This window comes from Gordonia sp. NPDC058843, from assembly GCF_042743165.1.
Taxonomy (GTDB): domain Bacteria; phylum Actinomycetota; class Actinomycetes; order Mycobacteriales; family Mycobacteriaceae; genus Gordonia.
The window spans coordinates 16,759-31,414 of the sequence record NZ_JBHYNC010000058.1 but is presented as its reverse complement, the minus strand read 5'-3'; the positions used below and the strand labels follow the sequence as shown (position 1 = coordinate 31,414).

Here is a 14,656-nt window from a genome sequence, read left to right as displayed (position 1 = left end):
GGTGGAGGGCGGGACCGGGACGGCGTCCGGGTCCACCTCGGGACTGCCGAGGTAGGCCGAGATCACCGCGGGGTCGTCCTGGATGGCGGCCGGTGGTCCGCTGGCGATGACACGGCCGAAGTCGAGCACGTACAGGCGGTCACACACGTCGAGCACCAGCGACATGTCGTGATCGATGAGCAGGATGCCGATGCCCGTCGCCGCGATCCGGCGGAGCTCGATCCCGAACTCCCGGCTCTCGTGGGTGTCGAGTCCCGCGGCCGGCTCGTCGAGCAGGACGAGTTGTGTCCCGCCGACCAGCGCGCGGGCAACACCCACGAGTTTCTGCTGGCCGAGGGTCAATTCGCCGGGGAGCTGATCGGCGGCCTCGGCCAGGCCGACGAGTTCGAGCGCCGACGAGATCACGTCGGCGGGTGGCCGGGAACCGTTGAGGACGTCGGCGAGCATGGCACGCAGGCCGACCGGTTGTACCGCCACTGCGAGGTTCTGCGCCACGGTCAGATCGGTGAACAGCTCGCCCGCCTGCCACGTCCGGGCCATGCCCGCCCGGCGTCGACGGTGCGGGCTCGCCTTGTCGAGTCGCTCCCCGCGCAACGACACCGTGCCGGTGGCCTTGGTGAACCCGGTGACGGCGTCGACGAACGTGGTCTTGCCTGCCCCGTTGGGGCCGATCAGTCCGACGATCTCACCTGCCGCGACCGCGATGTCGATGTCGGAGTTGGCGCTGACGCCGCCGTACCGGACCGACAGGCCGCCGGTCTCGAGCAGTGTCGTCGGCGTGGCCGGCTTCTCGAGTGTCGACTCAGACATGTGCGCCCTCCTGTGCGTTCTGTGCCGCTCCCGGAGCTTCCGGACGGGCAGGCGGCCGGTGCCGGTGCGCGCGTATCCGCTCGCCGAACTCCGACACCGCACCGGCGACTCCGACGGGGTTCAGCACCGCCATGAGCAGCAGGCTACCGGCGGCGAAGAGTTCGTAGTACTCACCGAGACTGAGGGTTTGGTTGAGGAACACGTAGCCGACGCCCAGTGGCCCGATGATGCCGGCGAGGACCGCGCCGGCGAACGACGTGATGCCGCCGACGTAGGTCATCGCGAGCAGCGTGAGCCCGATCATGACCGTGAACGAGCCGGCGGACAGCTGGCCGCGGCTGTAACCGATGAGGCAACCGCCGATGCCGGCCAGGAACGCCGACAGCGCGAACCCGAGCAACTTGGTCGAGGCCACGTTGATCCCGACCGACGCCGCCGCCCGCTCGTTGGAGCGCACGGCCAGGAAGGCCCGGCCGGTCGAGCCGCCCATGAAACGCAGCACGACGAGGGTCGCGATCGCGACGACGATGAGGACCATCAGCGAGAACCGGATCGTGACCAGGTTGGTCCCGTCGCGTACGCCGAGATCGAGGCCGAAGATCGTCGGGTCCGCGATGAGGTTGCCCTCGAAGGAGGTGATCGCCGGGTTGTTGAAGACGAAGCTCTGGATCGCCAGTGCCGCAGCCAGGGTCACGACGGCGAGCTGGGCGCCACGAATCCGGAGCGCCGGTACGCCCACCAGGACCCCGAGGCCGGTGGCGATGAGGGCGGCGAAGATCATGCTGAACGGGAACGGGACATCCCAGTTGGTCGTCAGCTTCGACAGTGCGAAACCGGCCGCACCGGCAAAGGCCATGCTCGCCAGCGAGATCTGACCCAGGTAGCCGGTGAGCAGGACCAGCGACAGTGCGATGAGGCTGAGGATCACCGAGGTGACGACGCCGAATCGCCAGCTGCCCGAGGTGAGGAAGATGGCCGCGACGACGACGGCGATGCAGACAACCGTCGGGATCAGCCGGATGCGCGGGATCCGCACCGCGGGCATCCGCACCTCGCCGAGCGAACCACGGGACGGGATACGGCCGCCGAGCAGGAAGAGGGCGATGACGACGATGATGAACGGGACGGCGTCGCCGAGACCGGCCTGCGCCCATTCCGGCCACCAGTCCTTGGTGGTGAGCCAGGTGATCACCGACTGGAAGGCGCCGAGCACAAGCCCTGCGGCACAGGCGATACCGAAGGACGTGAGGCGACCGACGAGGGCGACGGCCAACGCGGGGATCACGAAGAAGGTGTAGCTGGTCTCGGTCAGGCCGATGGTGAACGAGGCGAGAACCGCGATCAACCCGGTCGCCGCTCCGGTCAGCACCCACACGATTCCCGCGAGACGGTCGGGGGAGTAACCCGAGAGTCGCGCTGCGAGCTCGTCTTCGGAACCGGCGCGGGTGGCGACACCCAGGGTGGTGAGCCGGAAGTAGGCCCACAGCACCAGCGAGATGGCGATGGCGACTCCGGCCAGGATCAGGTCCGAGACGTTGACGATCGCGCCGGCGATGTCGACCGTGCTCTCCGGCAGGATCGCCTCGGCGAACAGATTCTCGGTCTCGAAGCGCAGATGGACGAGTGCCTGGATGAACAGCATGAGTCCGACGGAGGCGACCACCTGCGCGAGCACCGGGGCCGAGCGCAGCGGCCGGAAGACGAGCACGTGGGCGAGCAGCGCCCAGACCACCGCGCTGAGCACACCGAGGACGACCGCCAACTCCATCGACGTCGGGTTGGCCTCACTGCCGAGGCTCAGGGTGCCGATGGGTAGGACGAGACTGCCGTCCGTGCGAAGTGCGGCAACGAGATAGACCGAGTACAGGCCGATGGCGCCCTGTGCGAAGTTGATGATGCCGGTGGCGGCATAGATGCCCACGAGAGACGACGCGAGCACCGAATAGATGGCACCGGCGGAGAGTCCGAGGAAGACGAACTGGAGGAACTGGCCCATGTGGCGTACTCATTCGTTCGGCGCGTACGGCGATCTCACGCGCGTGAGGGTGCGGATGGAGCAGAGTCGGGTGTGGCGGGGTGGGAGTCCACCCCGCCACATCGCGACCTGCGTCAGTAAGCGCCCGGGATGCGCTGCAGCGCAGCCGGAAGCGGGGTGATGAAACCGCCGGTGGCGGGCTCGGTCTTCTTCTCGGCGACGACGTCGAACAGCAGCATCTCGGTGGTGCAGTTCGGCGTGGTCGGCTTACCGCAGTTGAGCTTCGGGCCGATGAAGGACTGGTAGTCCGTGATGGCCTTCAGTGCTCCGAGCACGTTGGGTCCGGTGTAATCGGTCACCTTGGCGTTGTTGAGCGTGATCGCGAAGTCCGCCAGGGTGGCGAAGGTGCCGTAGGCGTAGAAGCCCCCGGTGCCGCCCTGCTCGTCGATGAACGTCTGTGCGATCTCGAGGTTCGCCTTGGCCGGCTCAGGTGCGGAGTCCTTGGCCGGGGGTTGCCAGATCGGCGAGTATGTCTGTGCGCCAACCGCTTGCGCACCCATCGTGTCGATGAAGTCGGTGCAGGCGGCCATGAACATGGTGCCCTCGTATTTCACCGACCGCAGCGACTGTGCGAGCTTGGTGCACACGTTGTCGTTCTGTGAGGTCATCAGTCCGGCGGCAGCGGGGTCGCCCTCCGCCAGGGTGGTGGCCAGCGAGGTGAAGTTCGGGCCGGTCGGCGGGTAGTAGACCGACTTGACGTCGATGCCGAGCTGCGCGCCGAGCGGTTTCATCAGTCCGTCGAACACCTGATGTGCCTGCGGCAGATCCGCATTCGCCAGAGTCAGGGAGTTCTTGTTCGACGCCTTGAGTTGCTGCATGAAGCCGACGAGGAATGCGGCGGGCGGCGGTCCGAAGTACACGCGGTTCTCGGCCGAGGCGCCGGTCGAGGTGTTGAAGGGGATCTGACCGACCAGCGGGATGCCGGCCGAGGTGAGAATCGGTACCGCGGAGGCAGACTCGGCGTTGTAGCCGTCGATCGCGGCGACCACGCCGGCCTCGACGAACTGGTTGGCGCAGGACACCGTCGATTCGGGAGCGGTCTGGTCGATGCCGCAGTCGACGACCTCGACAGGCCGTCCCCCGATGCCGCCGATCTGGTTGTTGATGTAGTCCAGGGCGGCGTCCTTGCCGGTGGTCACGCCACCCTGCGTCGCCGGTCCCTTGGTGGGGTTGAACAAGCCGATCTTGATGGCCTCGCCCGAGGCCTTGGTACCGCTGGAGTCCGCGGCTGAACCGTCCGACGATCCGCCGTCGTCGCTGCTACACGACACGACCGAGAAGATGCATGCCGCGGCGACGGCGACTGCCGCCAACCGTCCGGCTCTCCTGCGTGAATTCGACCAACGCATGTTTCGACTGCCTTTCCCGATGATCTCCGGGCACGACGACACCGCCCTGCAAGAGGGCATGGCGACATCGCCCCGACGGGGCTTAGAAGGATAGAGTTCTTCGACCCAGCGCTGTGTCTGAGTCTGCGATTCCGGCACCGTCCGCCCAGGTCACGGCGGTGAGTCCACGTCGGATGTGATGTGGGCCACTCGAAAAGTAGCCACATCCTTACGCCGGTGTCAAGCTGTTGGTCCAAACTGGACACACACTGGACCACATCGCAGCGAACTGCCCGTTGCGAACGAGTTCGCAACGGGCAGTGGGACAAACGATTAAGTTACCGCCAGGTCAGAGCGGTGCTCAGCGGACGGTCACGCGGCCGTCGCGGCCGACCGTGACGTCGGCGGTGTAAGCCCGCGCGAGGTCGAGGCGCTGCCAGGAGGCGCGTCCGGGGCGCTGGTCGTCGAGCGGATATCCGGCGGGCGACGCGGTCTGTGCCAGGACCTGGCGTCGCTGCTCGTCGGTGAGTCGGGGGTACGCTCCGGCGATCAGGTCGACGGCCTGCTGGGGCACCACCATCGGATGCGTCGACGACGCGACGCGACCGAAACCGTAGGTGAGTCGCTGCGCGTAGATCGCCTGGGCATCGGCGTCGGTGGCATAGGGGGTGTCGTCGGCGATGCACACCGACAGAGTTGCGCCGCAACGCCATTCGAGTTCGGTGCGGATCTCGGTCGTGGCGCCGGTGAGGAGCCGGCGGAACTGGGGATCGTTCCAGCGGTCGGCGGCCGCGGCCTGCCCCACGATCGCTCCGCCGATCACGTCGAGCGGGTAGTGCACGCCCAGCACGATGCGGTGGTACCCGCCTTCGGAGGCGCGGGCGAGGAGCTGGGGTGCGAACTCGGGCAGCATCGACGCGAGCAGGGTGCCTCGCCAGAAGAACAGGCTGGTGTGGCCGGACGGGAACGACGGGTTGCTGCCCAGGGCGTCGTATTCGCTGGCGCCGGCGCGCATGTACTTGCGGATCCGCTCCGGCGCGACGATGAACGGCCGCTCGTAGCCGAAGACGTACTTCTCGACGAATGTCGCGTTCGCGAGGCCACCCGCGCGGGCGAGGTAGTCGCTGAACAGTGCCGTGGTCTTCGGCAGTCGGCCGGCGGCGAGGGCATCACGGAAATGGCGTCCGAGTCGGGCGCCGAAGGCGTCGGACATCGTCCAGAGCGGATCGTCGTGGGCATCGGCGAGCGCGCGGCGCTGCAAGGCGGGGTTGTCGGCCGCGGACTGGTTGATCGCGACCGCGGTCTCGAGATTGCGGGCCATCACCTCCGGGTGATCCCGGCGCAGCGCGGTGAAGGCCTCCACGGGCTGCAGGTAGACACCGCCCGGGTACGACGAGATGTCCGAGGCGTAGAGCCGCGCCAGGTCGGTCACCGGGAACGGTGCCGGTGTCGGCCGTGCGGGAGCGGCCTGCGCCGGTGCCGCGAGGGAAAGAGTGGCCGCGACTGCCGCTGCAAGAGCGATCAGCGACGAGGCCATACCTCCTGCTGCCTGAGCCGGCGACGAGCGTAGCGAGGAGACGAGTCGAAGGCTGCGCGGTCGGGCGGCGCTGTCCGAGATCACGCTCTAGATCCTAGAGGGAATGTTCGCTGCACGAACGGCCCGGCAGCTTTCCCTCACCCGACCGGCAACCCCTGCTCGAGCAGGTCGATCGCGCGCAGGGTGGTCTCGAGTTGTGGCATCTCGCGGTTCTCGTCGATCTCGGTGGCGAGATGGAAGGTCACCCCGGCGACCGCGTCGAGAAAGACCTTGAGCCGGAAGTCGTCGGGCGCGATCTGTAGGTAGTCGGCGATGAGTTGGGTCATGTCCGAGATCATGCGCTCGGACTCCGCCTGAAAAGTCTTCTGCAACAACGGTTCGGTTCGGATGAGCTGCATGCGTAGTGGGTTGCCGATCCACGGGTCGTCGACCGTCAGGCGGTGCAGCTCGGTCATCAGGCGCCGGATGAGGTCGAAGTGGCTGAGGCCGGGGGGCATCGACTCGACGATCGCCTGCGCCTCGTCGTGCAGGTGCTCGTCGCCGACAACCACCTGTTCCTTCGACGGGAAGTAGCGGAAGAACGTCGTGTGCGAGACGCCGGCGGTCTCGGCGATCTGCTCGACCGTGGTCTTCGCGTATCCCTGTTCGGCGATCAACGTGATCGCGGCCTGCCGGATCGCGTTGCGGGTACGCAGTTTGTTCTGCTCGCGCAGGCCGGTCCGACGCCCCGGATTCGGTTCCGGGGCGTCGGAGGTGGCGTGCACCGTCAGGCAGTCGCCCATGTGTGCTCACTCATCGTGGAAGGACTGTGCGGTCGATCAATTCGCCGGGACGGGGGTCCTGGTGTCGTCGGGCTCCTCCAGTCCGCGATGGCGGACTGCTTCGCCCTCGATGTCGAAGTTGATCACAGCGCGGTCGAGCCATCGCGGCAGTCGCCAGGCGCGGTCGCCGAGCAGTGCGATCACCGCGGGTACGACGAGCATGCGGATCACAAAGGCGTCGAAGAAGACTGCGGCGGCCAGTGCGAATCCCATCATCTTGGCGGTCGTCTCCGGGGAGAGCATGAACGCCGCGAAGACGCTGATCATGATGATCGCCGCGGAGGTCACCACTCGCGCGCCGTGCCGATAGCCGGCCACGATCGCCTCCTTGGCCGTCATGCCGTGGATGTACTCCTCGCGCATGCGTGTCACCAGGAACACCTGGTAGTCCATCGCGAGTCCGAACACCACGCCGATCAGGAAGATCGGCAGGAAGGAGATGATCGGCTGGGGCTGCGAGATGAGTCCGAGCCACCCCTCCTGGAAGATCGCGACGGTGATGCCGAAGGTCGCGAGCACGGAGAAGATGAATCCGAGGGTGCCGACGAGCGGGACCCACAGCGAGCGGAACACGCCGATCATGATCAGGAACGCGAGGCCGACGACGACGACCAGATAGGGGATGAGCGCGTCGTCGAGCTTCTGCGACAGGTCCGACATGATGGCGGTCTGACCGCCGACGTGCAGCTCGGCACCACGGTCTTCGACGGTGGGTGCGAACGCGCGGATCTGTTCCATCAGATCATGCGTGGCCTGCGACGACGGCGAACTCTCCGGGGTCACCATGATGAGCGCGGTGTTGCCGTTCTGCTCCCCCTCGTTGCCCGTCCAGGTCAGGCCCGCCGCGTTGGCGACGTCGTCGAGACCGGCGATGTGGCGGATGGTCTCATCGGCGGCGACCTTGATCTGGCCGTCGTCGTCGTGGACGACGACGAGCAGCGGGCCGTTGATGCCCTCGCCGAATCCGCGGCTCAGCAATTCCTGTGCAGGCGCCTCTGCCTCGCTGGTCAGCGACAGCCCGAGTTCGAGCTTGGTGGCCGGGATCGCCGCGCCGGCGAGTGCGAGGAGGCCGAGGACGATGAACGGGATCGGCCACTTCACGACCGTGCGGCCCACCCGGGTACCGAGGGTGTCACTCGAGTCCGATTCCTCGGCGTGCTTGATCCACGGGATCTTCGGCACGAATGCGAATCGCCCGAAGGCGCCGAGGATCGCGGGGATCAGCGTCAGCGCGGCGAGGACGGCGATCAGGACCGCGACGCCTGCGCCGGCGCCCATCTGCGTGATGATCGGGATGCCGATCACGACGAGCGCGACGACCGCGATGATGACCGTCAGGCCGGCGAACACCACCGCGGATCCCGCGGTGCCGACCGCGCGGCCCGCCGCGTCCTCGGGCGCCCCGCCTCGACGTAGTTCGGCTCGATAGCGAGACACGATGAACAGTGCGTAGTCGATGGACACCGCGATGCCGAGCATCGTGACGATGGCCGTCGCGGACTCGTTGATCGAGAGGACCTCGGCCGACAGGTTCAGCAACATGATCGTGATCGAGACGCCGACAATGGCGGTCACGAGTGGGATGAACGCGGCGATCAACGCGCCGAACGCCACGATCATGACGACGAAAGCGACTGCGAAGCCGATCAATTCGGCGGCCCCGCCCGGTTCCATCACCTGCATGAGTGACCCGGTGGCCTCCACCTGCAGGCCGTCTCGGTTGTTCTCCTCGAGGATCTTGAGCAGTTCGTCCTTGTTCTCGAGAGTGAGGTCGAGCATCTCGATGTTCTGGCGGACCTGGATCAGCCCGACCCGGCCGTTGTCGCCGACGACCGATGGGGCGAGTGCCGGTTGGGCCGCCGCGACGACCAGCGGACTCACCACGGTCTGCGGTTCGATGACCTCGGGCAGGGTGCGGAGATCGTCGGCGAGAGCCTGCAATTGGGCCGCGTGGTTCTGCAGGCCGTCCTCCGCCGCGACGAGGATGCTGGTCGAGGCACGCTCCTGCTGTGCCATCACCTGCGGGAAATAGTCCTGGACCTGTTCGGTGGCGATGCCGGAGTCGGTTCCGGGCAGGCTGAAGTCCTTCGCGAACTTCGGCTGCAGGGTGCCGACGAGGGCGGCGACCGCGATCAACGCGACCAGCCAGGCCGCGATCACCGCCCATTTGTGCCGGAAGGAGAACCTCCCGAGTGCGAACAAGTACGACGCCATGGCCTGGAAACCTTCCGGTGCTTCGTGGACCGGCCCCCGACGGGCGCGGCAGGTGATGCACAAAATGGTAGCCACTCACACTCGGTACTGAGTACCACTTTCACCGAACTGGTCGGTCACACCACCGCGTCGGTGTGAGCCGGATGGCACCGCGGCTTCTTCGCCGCGATCAGCCGCGGCAAGGCTCGTCTCAGCGGGCGTTCGGCGGCGACTGGTGTCCGCGGGGATCGGCGTCGCGGTGTTGACTGGGATCGATCGGGTTGCCGGACTGCCGGCCGGCGCTGTTCGGGTCGTCCCGGCCGTCGGCGCCGCGACCGTCGTCATCACGTCGACCGTCGTCATCACGTCGGCCGGCGTTCCGTCGGACGTCGGGGTCCAGTCGATCTGCGCGAGCGAATTCGCTCTCGACTTCCTGCCGCGACTCCGCCGCATGTCCCTGATGATGGCGGGCCTGCTCCTGGAGGCGCTTGGCCTCCGCTGCCTTCGCGTCTGCTTCCGCCTTGACCTGGCGTGCCCGGGCGTCGGCCTCCTCGGCGACGGCCTCACGGTGACGGACGGTCGAGACCTGCTGGGCGGCGTTCTGCCGGATTTCCTCGGCCTGCACCCGTCGACGCGCGCTCCGCTGACGTAGCAGCAGCAATACGAGCGCAAGCACGACGATCACGACGACGACTGCGATGATGATCCAGATTGCGGTGTCCACGACTCACTCCTCGGTCGATGATGGTTCGCGCTGTGTACCCAGCGTCGGGAATGCCTAACCTCCCGGGACATCGCCCTGGAACAGCGGGCCGGCGGCGTCACCGTGGGGCGTCGGCCCGATCGGGCGGCACCCGCCGGCCGGCGGAGGCGGTGATGCGGTCATAGCCGCGGTGCCACAACCACTCGAGGGGGCCGCGTTCGAAGTGGCGCAACCAGAATCGAGCGAACACCATGAGCACCGCGGAGATGGCGAGATACAGAGTCACCGTTGCCGGGACCAGCGTCGTCCCGTCGAGCTCCGATGCGAGGCCTGCGCCCCAGCCGTAGCAGACGGCTCCCGCGATGGCGTTCTGAAGTACATAGCAGGACAACGCCATTCGTCCGATCGGTGTCAGCGCACGGCCCCATCGTCCGGGTGTGTGGCCGTCGGCGTAGTAGCCGGCGACCCAGGCGAGCAACCCCAGTGCGACGACCGGCGCCAGGCCGTATCGCGCGACGACGAGTCCGGCATCCCCGCCGGCCTGCCCGACGGCGAGGTCGAGGGGTAGTGCCACTCCCAGCCCGGCGACCATCAGTCCTCGGCGCAGCCGCGCACCGCGCGGCTCGAGAACACCGGCGCGCAGCAGGGTGGCGCCGACGAGGAACAGTGCGATCGACATCGGCAGGATGAAGACGACCTCGGCGCGGAACATCAGCAGGTTCTCGGCGCGGAACGCGATGAGATCGACGAAACTGCCGTCCGCGTAGGGATTCGGGGACAGTTCGGAGGCGGAACCCGAGCGGGCCGGGGCGGCGAGAAGGACCCAGGTCACCAGGCCCAGCAGCACCACGTGGGTCGACGCGGCCACCGCGATGGCGACGTACTGGCGTCGAAGCCGCATCGACAGCAGGTAGGCGACGATGAGCCCGGTGACCGCGTATCCCATGAGGATGTCGAACTCGGTGAAGAGGAAGTAGTTGATCACGCCGTCGACGAACAGCAGCGCGGCCCGCCAGTAGTACCGACCGGGCCAGGGCCGGCCCCGTCGACGTGCCGATCGCTGCTGAATGGCCAGCCCGATTCCGAACATGATCGTGAGCAGGCCCAGGAACTTGCCCTGGGCGAGTTGCTGCAGCAGGTCCTCGACCACCGCCCAGGAGCCGGTGGCCCGGTGTGTGCCCTGGATGTAGCCGATGAGCCCATCGGGGTTGGTGAAGATCCAGATGTTGGTGGCGATGGTGCCCAGGATCGCGATGCCGCGCAGGACGTCGAGCGCCACGTGTCGGGTCGACATCGTGTCTCCGTTCTTTTGCTGACACAACTGTGCTATCAAAACTGGAGGCCAAGGTAGCACGGGTGTACTAGCATGAGTCAATGCCCAAGTTGATCGACCGGGACGAGCGACGCTCCGAGATAGCCGAGGCCCTGTGGCGGATCGTGCTGCGTGAAGGGGTTTCCGGCGTGTCGGTCCGCGAGGTGGCGGCGGAGGCGAACATCTCGGTGGGCTCGCTCCGGCACGTCTTCGCGGACAAGGAGGAACTCCTCGAGTTCTCGATGCGACTGGTCTACGAGCGTGCCGGAAATCGGCTCGGCCGCCACCAGCGGATCCGGAATCCCCTGCGCTGGGCCGAGGCCGTGTTGTCGGAGGTTCTACCGCTCGACGACGAGCGGCGCGTCGAGATGCACGTCAACCTCGCGATGGTGACCGAGTCCGTGGCGCATCCCCGACTCGCCGGGGCCGCGCGCGAGGCCCACGAGGGGCTGCGCTCGCTCTGCCGGATGGTCCTGACCGTCTTCGACGAGCACGGGTTGCTCGGAGCGGGCCGCGACCTGGACTCCGAGGCGATCGCGCTGCACGCCCTCGTCGACGGCCTGGCGATGCACCTGCTCCTGGCCGACACCGATTCGCCTGCTCGGGTCAGGCGCGTGCTCGGCGACCACCTGACGGGGTTGCGGCTCGAGTCCGGATCTGTGGCCCAGTGATGCGCGCTCCGTTGTCGGCGGGAATGGTTGTGCTGGTGCGCAACTGACCGCCTCGAGCTAGGCCTCCGGGTCCGCGTCGGCTGCTTCGCGATCGCGCCGCTTGTCGGCGTGGAGGGATTTGACGCGACGCTCTTCGCGTCGGACCTCGATCTGGGTGGCGCGTTCGGCTGCGAGCCAGTCCGGCATCTCGGCGAGGAGATCGTCGATCTGCGCTGTCGTGAGTGCCTCGGTGATGCCGCCGCGGACGAGGCCCGAGTTGGAGATCCCGAGTCTGGCGGCGACGAGGTTCTTGGGGTGGGGACCATCGGCGCGAAGTGTGCGGAGCCACTCCGGCGGGTCGGTCTGGAGGGCGGCGAGTTCGGCCCGGGTGATCGGCCCCTGCTGGAACTCCGCAGGAGTGGCCGGGAGGTACACGTCCAGCTTCTTGGCGGCGGTGGCCGGCTTCATCGACTGCGAGCTCATTCGACGAGGGTATCGGGCGGTAGCCTCTGGGCGTGACCACACCCGACGTTCACGCAGCCGACAAGGCCCCGGTTTTCCGGCTGGCGTACGTCCCGGGGGTCACTCCGAGCAAGTGGGTCAGGATCTGGGCGGAACGACGCCCCGATGTGCCGCTCGAACTCGTCGCCCTCGATGTCGCGGACTGTGCCGATGCCGTCGGCGGGCGGCGCGTCCAGATGGCCATCACCCGGCTGCCCGATGCGCTCCGCTACGGCGATGCGCTGCAGCATCACACGATCGAACTGTACGAGGAGAGCACCGTCGTCGTCGTGCCGAAGGAGCACGTCCTGACCGCGGGTGAGGAGATGACGCTGGCCGACCTCGCCGACGAACAGTTGCTCTGGCCGCTGGACGAGCCGCTGGCTGTGGCAGAGCGTCCCGGCGTGGCGGTGGAACATCGGCCCGAGACCACCGGCGACGCAATCGAACTCGTGGCCGCCGGCGTCGGCGTGTTGCTCGTACCCCAGTCACTGGCGCGTCTGCACCACCGCAAGGACCTCGTCCACCGGCCGGTGACGGACGCCCCGAAGGGGGTCGTCGGACTGCTCTGGCCCGCTCCGACAACGGATTTCGCGGACGAGTTCATCGGCATCGTGCGCGGTCGCAAGGCGACGTCGTCGCGTGGTCGCGCCGACGAGGTCCCCAAGCGGTCGGCCAAGGAGAAGGCGGCGGCCAAGAGGGCGGCACGCGAAGCCGCCGGGAAGACCCCCGGCAAGAGTGCGCGTCGTGGGCCCGGACGTCCGAAGCGTCGGTGAGGCGTGACGCCGGCGTGCCGCCCCTGGTGCGAGTTCGTCAGGCGCGCCATTCCGGGGTGCGCTCGGGCGATGCCTCGGCGAGGGCCTTGAGCGTGTCGTCGACGCCGAAGTCCTTGCCGTACACCGGGGTTCCCGGCTGCTGACGCCACGACTCGGCGAGCGGCCCGGCGTCGACCGGGTCGAAACCGAGCTCGTCGACGACCCGGAACACGATCTCCTTGCCGGCTGACTCGTCGCCGGCGATCGGCAGTGCGATCCGTCCCTCGGTGCCCGCGGGCACACCCTTGTTCAGCAGGTGCTTCCAGTAGATGCCGTTGAACACCTTGTAGACCGGTACGCCGAGCAGCTCCGACACCCAGACGCTCTCCGGTGTGCCGTCCTCGATCGCCTCGATCTTCCCGTCACGCTGCTGCGGGTAGTAGTTGTTCGTCTCGATCACCGGCGCGCCGGCCTTGCGTGAGTCGAGGATGCCCGGCGCGAGGTCGGGGGTGTTCTTCTGGGGGATGCTGACGATCACCAGGTCGGCATCCTGCGCGGCGTCGGCGGCCCACACCGCCGTGGCGCCGGTCTCGGAGGCCAGTTCGGCCAGCGTCTCCGGGTCGCGCGAGTTCGCCACCTGCACCTCATGTCCCAACGAGGTCAGGCGACGCGTGAGCGTCCCGCCGATGAATCCCGCACCGATGATCCCGATCTTCACAACTGCACCTCTTGTTCGACGACGTTGTTGACCATTCGCGCAACGAGGACCCATGCCGCGTCATTCCCGGGCTCGATGAAGGGTGACGAGCGCCTCCGTCCTTGTCGAGTTGGTGATTGCAGCTCAGTACGCGATGCAGAGTCCGAACCGCAGCCCGGCCGTCGTACCTATGAGGTGGCCGACCACCCGTGCCACGTCAGAGACTCCACGACGATCACCGGTCCATCGGGCCGTCGGAGTCGATACTGCGGATACTTCGCGGCCAGCGCGTCGATGCCGTGACTGCCGAGGGGTTCACCGGCGTCGACGACGTGTGCCCGGCCGTCGACCCGCACCCACCAGAGTTCATCCCAGTTGTCGGAGTACAGGTCAGCCAAGAGCGACACCGCGGGATTGTCCGCGATGTTGGCGAGACGACGTAGTGCGGTGGTTCGTTTCGGCTTGTGATCAACGCACGTGTAGATGACGTCGTCATCGATTGCGCATACGACGGGGACCAGGTGCGGTGTGTTGCAGGGTGACACGGTGGCGAGCGTGACCGACCGGGCGGCGGCGAAACGTTCGCGAGTCAGGCGCAGGTCCATCTCCCGAGGATGACATGCGCTCGCGTGCCGAGTCGGGCGCCGGAAGAGTCCGGAACGCCGCGCCTGCCGGGAGAAGATGCTCGAGGTGACCGATGAGCGCGGGCACCGGTTCGGGTCCACCTCTGTGTACACGCCCCGATCCGGGGAATCCGACCAGAAAGGGTCAGCAGCATGACTCACGACAACGTTGCCGTCAGCCTCACGATCTCCGCCACGCCCGACGAGGTGTTCGCGACGCTCGCCGACCCCCGCACCCACCAGGCCATCGACGGCACCGGCTGGGTCCGGGGCGCAGTCGACACGACACCGCTGCGGGAAGTGGGCCAGGTCTTCCGGATGAACATGTACCACCCGAACCATCCGGACGGTGACTACCTGATGGAGAACCGGATCGAGGTGATCGAACCGCTGTCGGCGATAGCGTGGCAACCAGGGCAGCGCAACGACTCGGGGGAGCTCGAGTTCGGCGGCTGGACATGGCGGTACGACCTGGCGCCGGTGGGGGAGTCGTCCACCGAGCTCACCTTGACCTACGACTGGTCGGCCGTACCCACCCACATCCGCGAGTACATCCAGTTCCCGCCGTTTGCCCACGACCATCTGCGTAACTCGTTGAACCACATCGCCGAGCTTGTCGGCTGATCGCCGAGGTCATCAGAGAGCAGTGGGCACGGGCACCGACGCTTCGAACGGGATCGGCCTCGAGGCG

General features: G+C 67.4%; 14 protein-coding genes. 3 read left to right on the top strand and 11 right to left on the bottom strand.

Annotation, left to right across the window (positions count from 1 at the left end; genetic code table 11):
* From ACFW3F_RS23620 to ACFW3F_RS23585, 8 genes are all read right to left on the bottom strand, one after another.
* Positions 1-810: ABC transporter ATP-binding protein (locus tag ACFW3F_RS23620; RefSeq protein WP_388061812.1), on the bottom strand; the 810-nt coding region annotated here is incomplete at its 3' end.
* The gene (locus ACFW3F_RS23615; protein ID WP_388061810.1) at positions 803-2,806 is read right to left on the bottom strand and encodes an ABC transporter permease; all 2,004 of its coding nucleotides are present in this window, start codon (positions 2,804-2,806) and stop codon (positions 803-805) included. The genes ACFW3F_RS23620 and ACFW3F_RS23615, both read right to left, overlap by 8 nt.
* A gap of 113 nt (positions 2,807-2,919) precedes the next feature.
* Positions 2,920-4,194, bottom strand: coding sequence for an ABC transporter substrate-binding protein (locus tag ACFW3F_RS23610; RefSeq protein ID WP_388061808.1), 1,275 nt, complete (start codon positions 4,192-4,194; stop codon positions 2,920-2,922).
* Between the two features lie 340 nt (positions 4,195-4,534).
* Positions 4,535-5,710: a phosphatase PAP2 family protein gene (locus ACFW3F_RS23605; protein ID WP_388061818.1), complete on the bottom strand. Its 1,176-nt coding sequence runs from the start codon at positions 5,708-5,710 to the stop codon at positions 4,535-4,537.
* Between the two features lie 137 nt (positions 5,711-5,847).
* Positions 5,848-6,492, bottom strand: a complete 645-nt coding sequence (locus ACFW3F_RS23600) for a TetR family transcriptional regulator (RefSeq protein ID WP_388061806.1) — start codon at positions 6,490-6,492, stop codon at positions 5,848-5,850.
* Between the two features lie 36 nt (positions 6,493-6,528).
* Positions 6,529-8,745, bottom strand: a complete 2,217-nt coding sequence (locus ACFW3F_RS23595; RefSeq protein WP_388061804.1) for an MMPL family transporter — start codon at positions 8,743-8,745, stop codon at positions 6,529-6,531.
* Positions 8,746-8,935: 190 nt separating this feature from the next.
* Entirely contained in the window at positions 8,936-9,448 is a 513-nt protein-coding gene (locus ACFW3F_RS23590; RefSeq protein ID WP_388061802.1) for a hypothetical protein, read from the bottom strand.
* Positions 9,449-9,545: 97 nt separating this feature from the next.
* Entirely contained in the window at positions 9,546-10,721 is a 1,176-nt protein-coding gene (locus ACFW3F_RS23585; protein ID WP_388061800.1) for a DUF418 domain-containing protein, read from the bottom strand.
* A gap of 80 nt (positions 10,722-10,801) precedes the next feature.
* Here ACFW3F_RS23585 and ACFW3F_RS23580 point away from each other — a divergent pair, with 80 nt between their 5' ends.
* Positions 10,802-11,410 (top strand): TetR/AcrR family transcriptional regulator, encoded by a 609-nt coding sequence (locus ACFW3F_RS23580; RefSeq protein ID WP_388061798.1) that lies wholly within the window; start codon positions 10,802-10,804, stop codon positions 11,408-11,410.
* A 57-nt stretch (positions 11,411-11,467) separates the two neighbouring features.
* Here ACFW3F_RS23580 and ACFW3F_RS23575 read toward each other — a convergent pair whose 3' ends face one another.
* Positions 11,468-11,857 carry a DUF5997 family protein gene (locus tag ACFW3F_RS23575; protein WP_388061816.1) on the bottom strand — a complete coding sequence of 130 codons (390 nt, stop codon included), beginning with the start codon at positions 11,855-11,857 and terminating at the stop codon, positions 11,468-11,470.
* A 41-nt stretch (positions 11,858-11,898) separates the two neighbouring features.
* Between ACFW3F_RS23575 and ACFW3F_RS23570 the strand changes: the two genes are divergently transcribed.
* Positions 11,899-12,666 carry a LysR family transcriptional regulator substrate-binding protein gene (locus ACFW3F_RS23570; protein WP_388061814.1) on the top strand — a complete coding sequence of 256 codons (768 nt, stop codon included), beginning with the start codon at positions 11,899-11,901 and terminating at the stop codon, positions 12,664-12,666.
* 37 nt (positions 12,667-12,703) lie between these two features.
* Here ACFW3F_RS23570 and ACFW3F_RS23565 read toward each other — a convergent pair whose 3' ends face one another.
* A complete protein-coding gene (locus ACFW3F_RS23565) occupies positions 12,704-13,417 on the bottom strand; it encodes an NADPH-dependent F420 reductase (protein ID WP_388061796.1) in 714 nt (237 codons plus the stop codon).
* Between the two features lie 113 nt (positions 13,418-13,530).
* Positions 13,531-13,947, bottom strand: coding sequence for a TIGR03668 family PPOX class F420-dependent oxidoreductase (locus ACFW3F_RS23560; protein WP_388061794.1), 417 nt, complete (start codon positions 13,945-13,947; stop codon positions 13,531-13,533).
* Between the two features lie 171 nt (positions 13,948-14,118).
* Between ACFW3F_RS23560 and ACFW3F_RS23555 the strand changes: the two genes are divergently transcribed.
* On the top strand, positions 14,119-14,589 hold the full coding sequence (locus ACFW3F_RS23555; RefSeq protein WP_388061792.1) for an SRPBCC domain-containing protein: 471 nt from the start codon (positions 14,119-14,121) through the stop codon (positions 14,587-14,589).
* The last annotated feature ends 67 nt before the right edge of the window (positions 14,590-14,656 follow it).

What these genes read in the sequence shown, in the direction of transcription:
- ACFW3F_RS23575 (WP_388061816.1), bottom strand. Translation starts at nt 11,857, where the DNA reads ATGAAGCCGGCCACCGCCGCCAAGAAGCTGGACGTGTACCTCCCGGCC.
- ACFW3F_RS23555 (WP_388061792.1), top strand. Translation starts at nt 14,119, where the DNA reads ATGACTCACGACAACGTTGCCGTCAGCCTCACGATCTCCGCCACGCCC.
- ACFW3F_RS23605 (WP_388061818.1), bottom strand. Translation starts at nt 5,710, where the DNA reads ATGGCCTCGTCGCTGATCGCTCTTGCAGCGGCAGTCGCGGCCACTCTT.
- ACFW3F_RS23595 (WP_388061804.1), bottom strand. Translation starts at nt 8,745, where the DNA reads ATGGCGTCGTACTTGTTCGCACTCGGGAGGTTCTCCTTCCGGCACAAA.
- ACFW3F_RS23600 (WP_388061806.1), bottom strand. Translation starts at nt 6,492, where the DNA reads ATGGGCGACTGCCTGACGGTGCACGCCACCTCCGACGCCCCGGAACCG.
- ACFW3F_RS23585 (WP_388061800.1), bottom strand. Translation starts at nt 10,721, where the DNA reads ATGTCGACCCGACACGTGGCGCTCGACGTCCTGCGCGGCATCGCGATC.
- ACFW3F_RS23565 (WP_388061796.1), bottom strand. Translation starts at nt 13,417, where the DNA reads ATGGGTCCTCGTTGCGCGAATGGTCAACAACGTCGTCGAACAAGAGGT.
- ACFW3F_RS23615 (WP_388061810.1), bottom strand. Translation starts at nt 2,806, where the DNA reads ATGGGCCAGTTCCTCCAGTTCGTCTTCCTCGGACTCTCCGCCGGTGCC.
- ACFW3F_RS23580 (WP_388061798.1), top strand. Translation starts at nt 10,802, where the DNA reads ATGCCCAAGTTGATCGACCGGGACGAGCGACGCTCCGAGATAGCCGAG.
- ACFW3F_RS23610 (WP_388061808.1), bottom strand. Translation starts at nt 4,194, where the DNA reads ATGCGTTGGTCGAATTCACGCAGGAGAGCCGGACGGTTGGCGGCAGTC.
- ACFW3F_RS23560 (WP_388061794.1), bottom strand. Translation starts at nt 13,947, where the DNA reads ATGGACCTGCGCCTGACTCGCGAACGTTTCGCCGCCGCCCGGTCGGTC.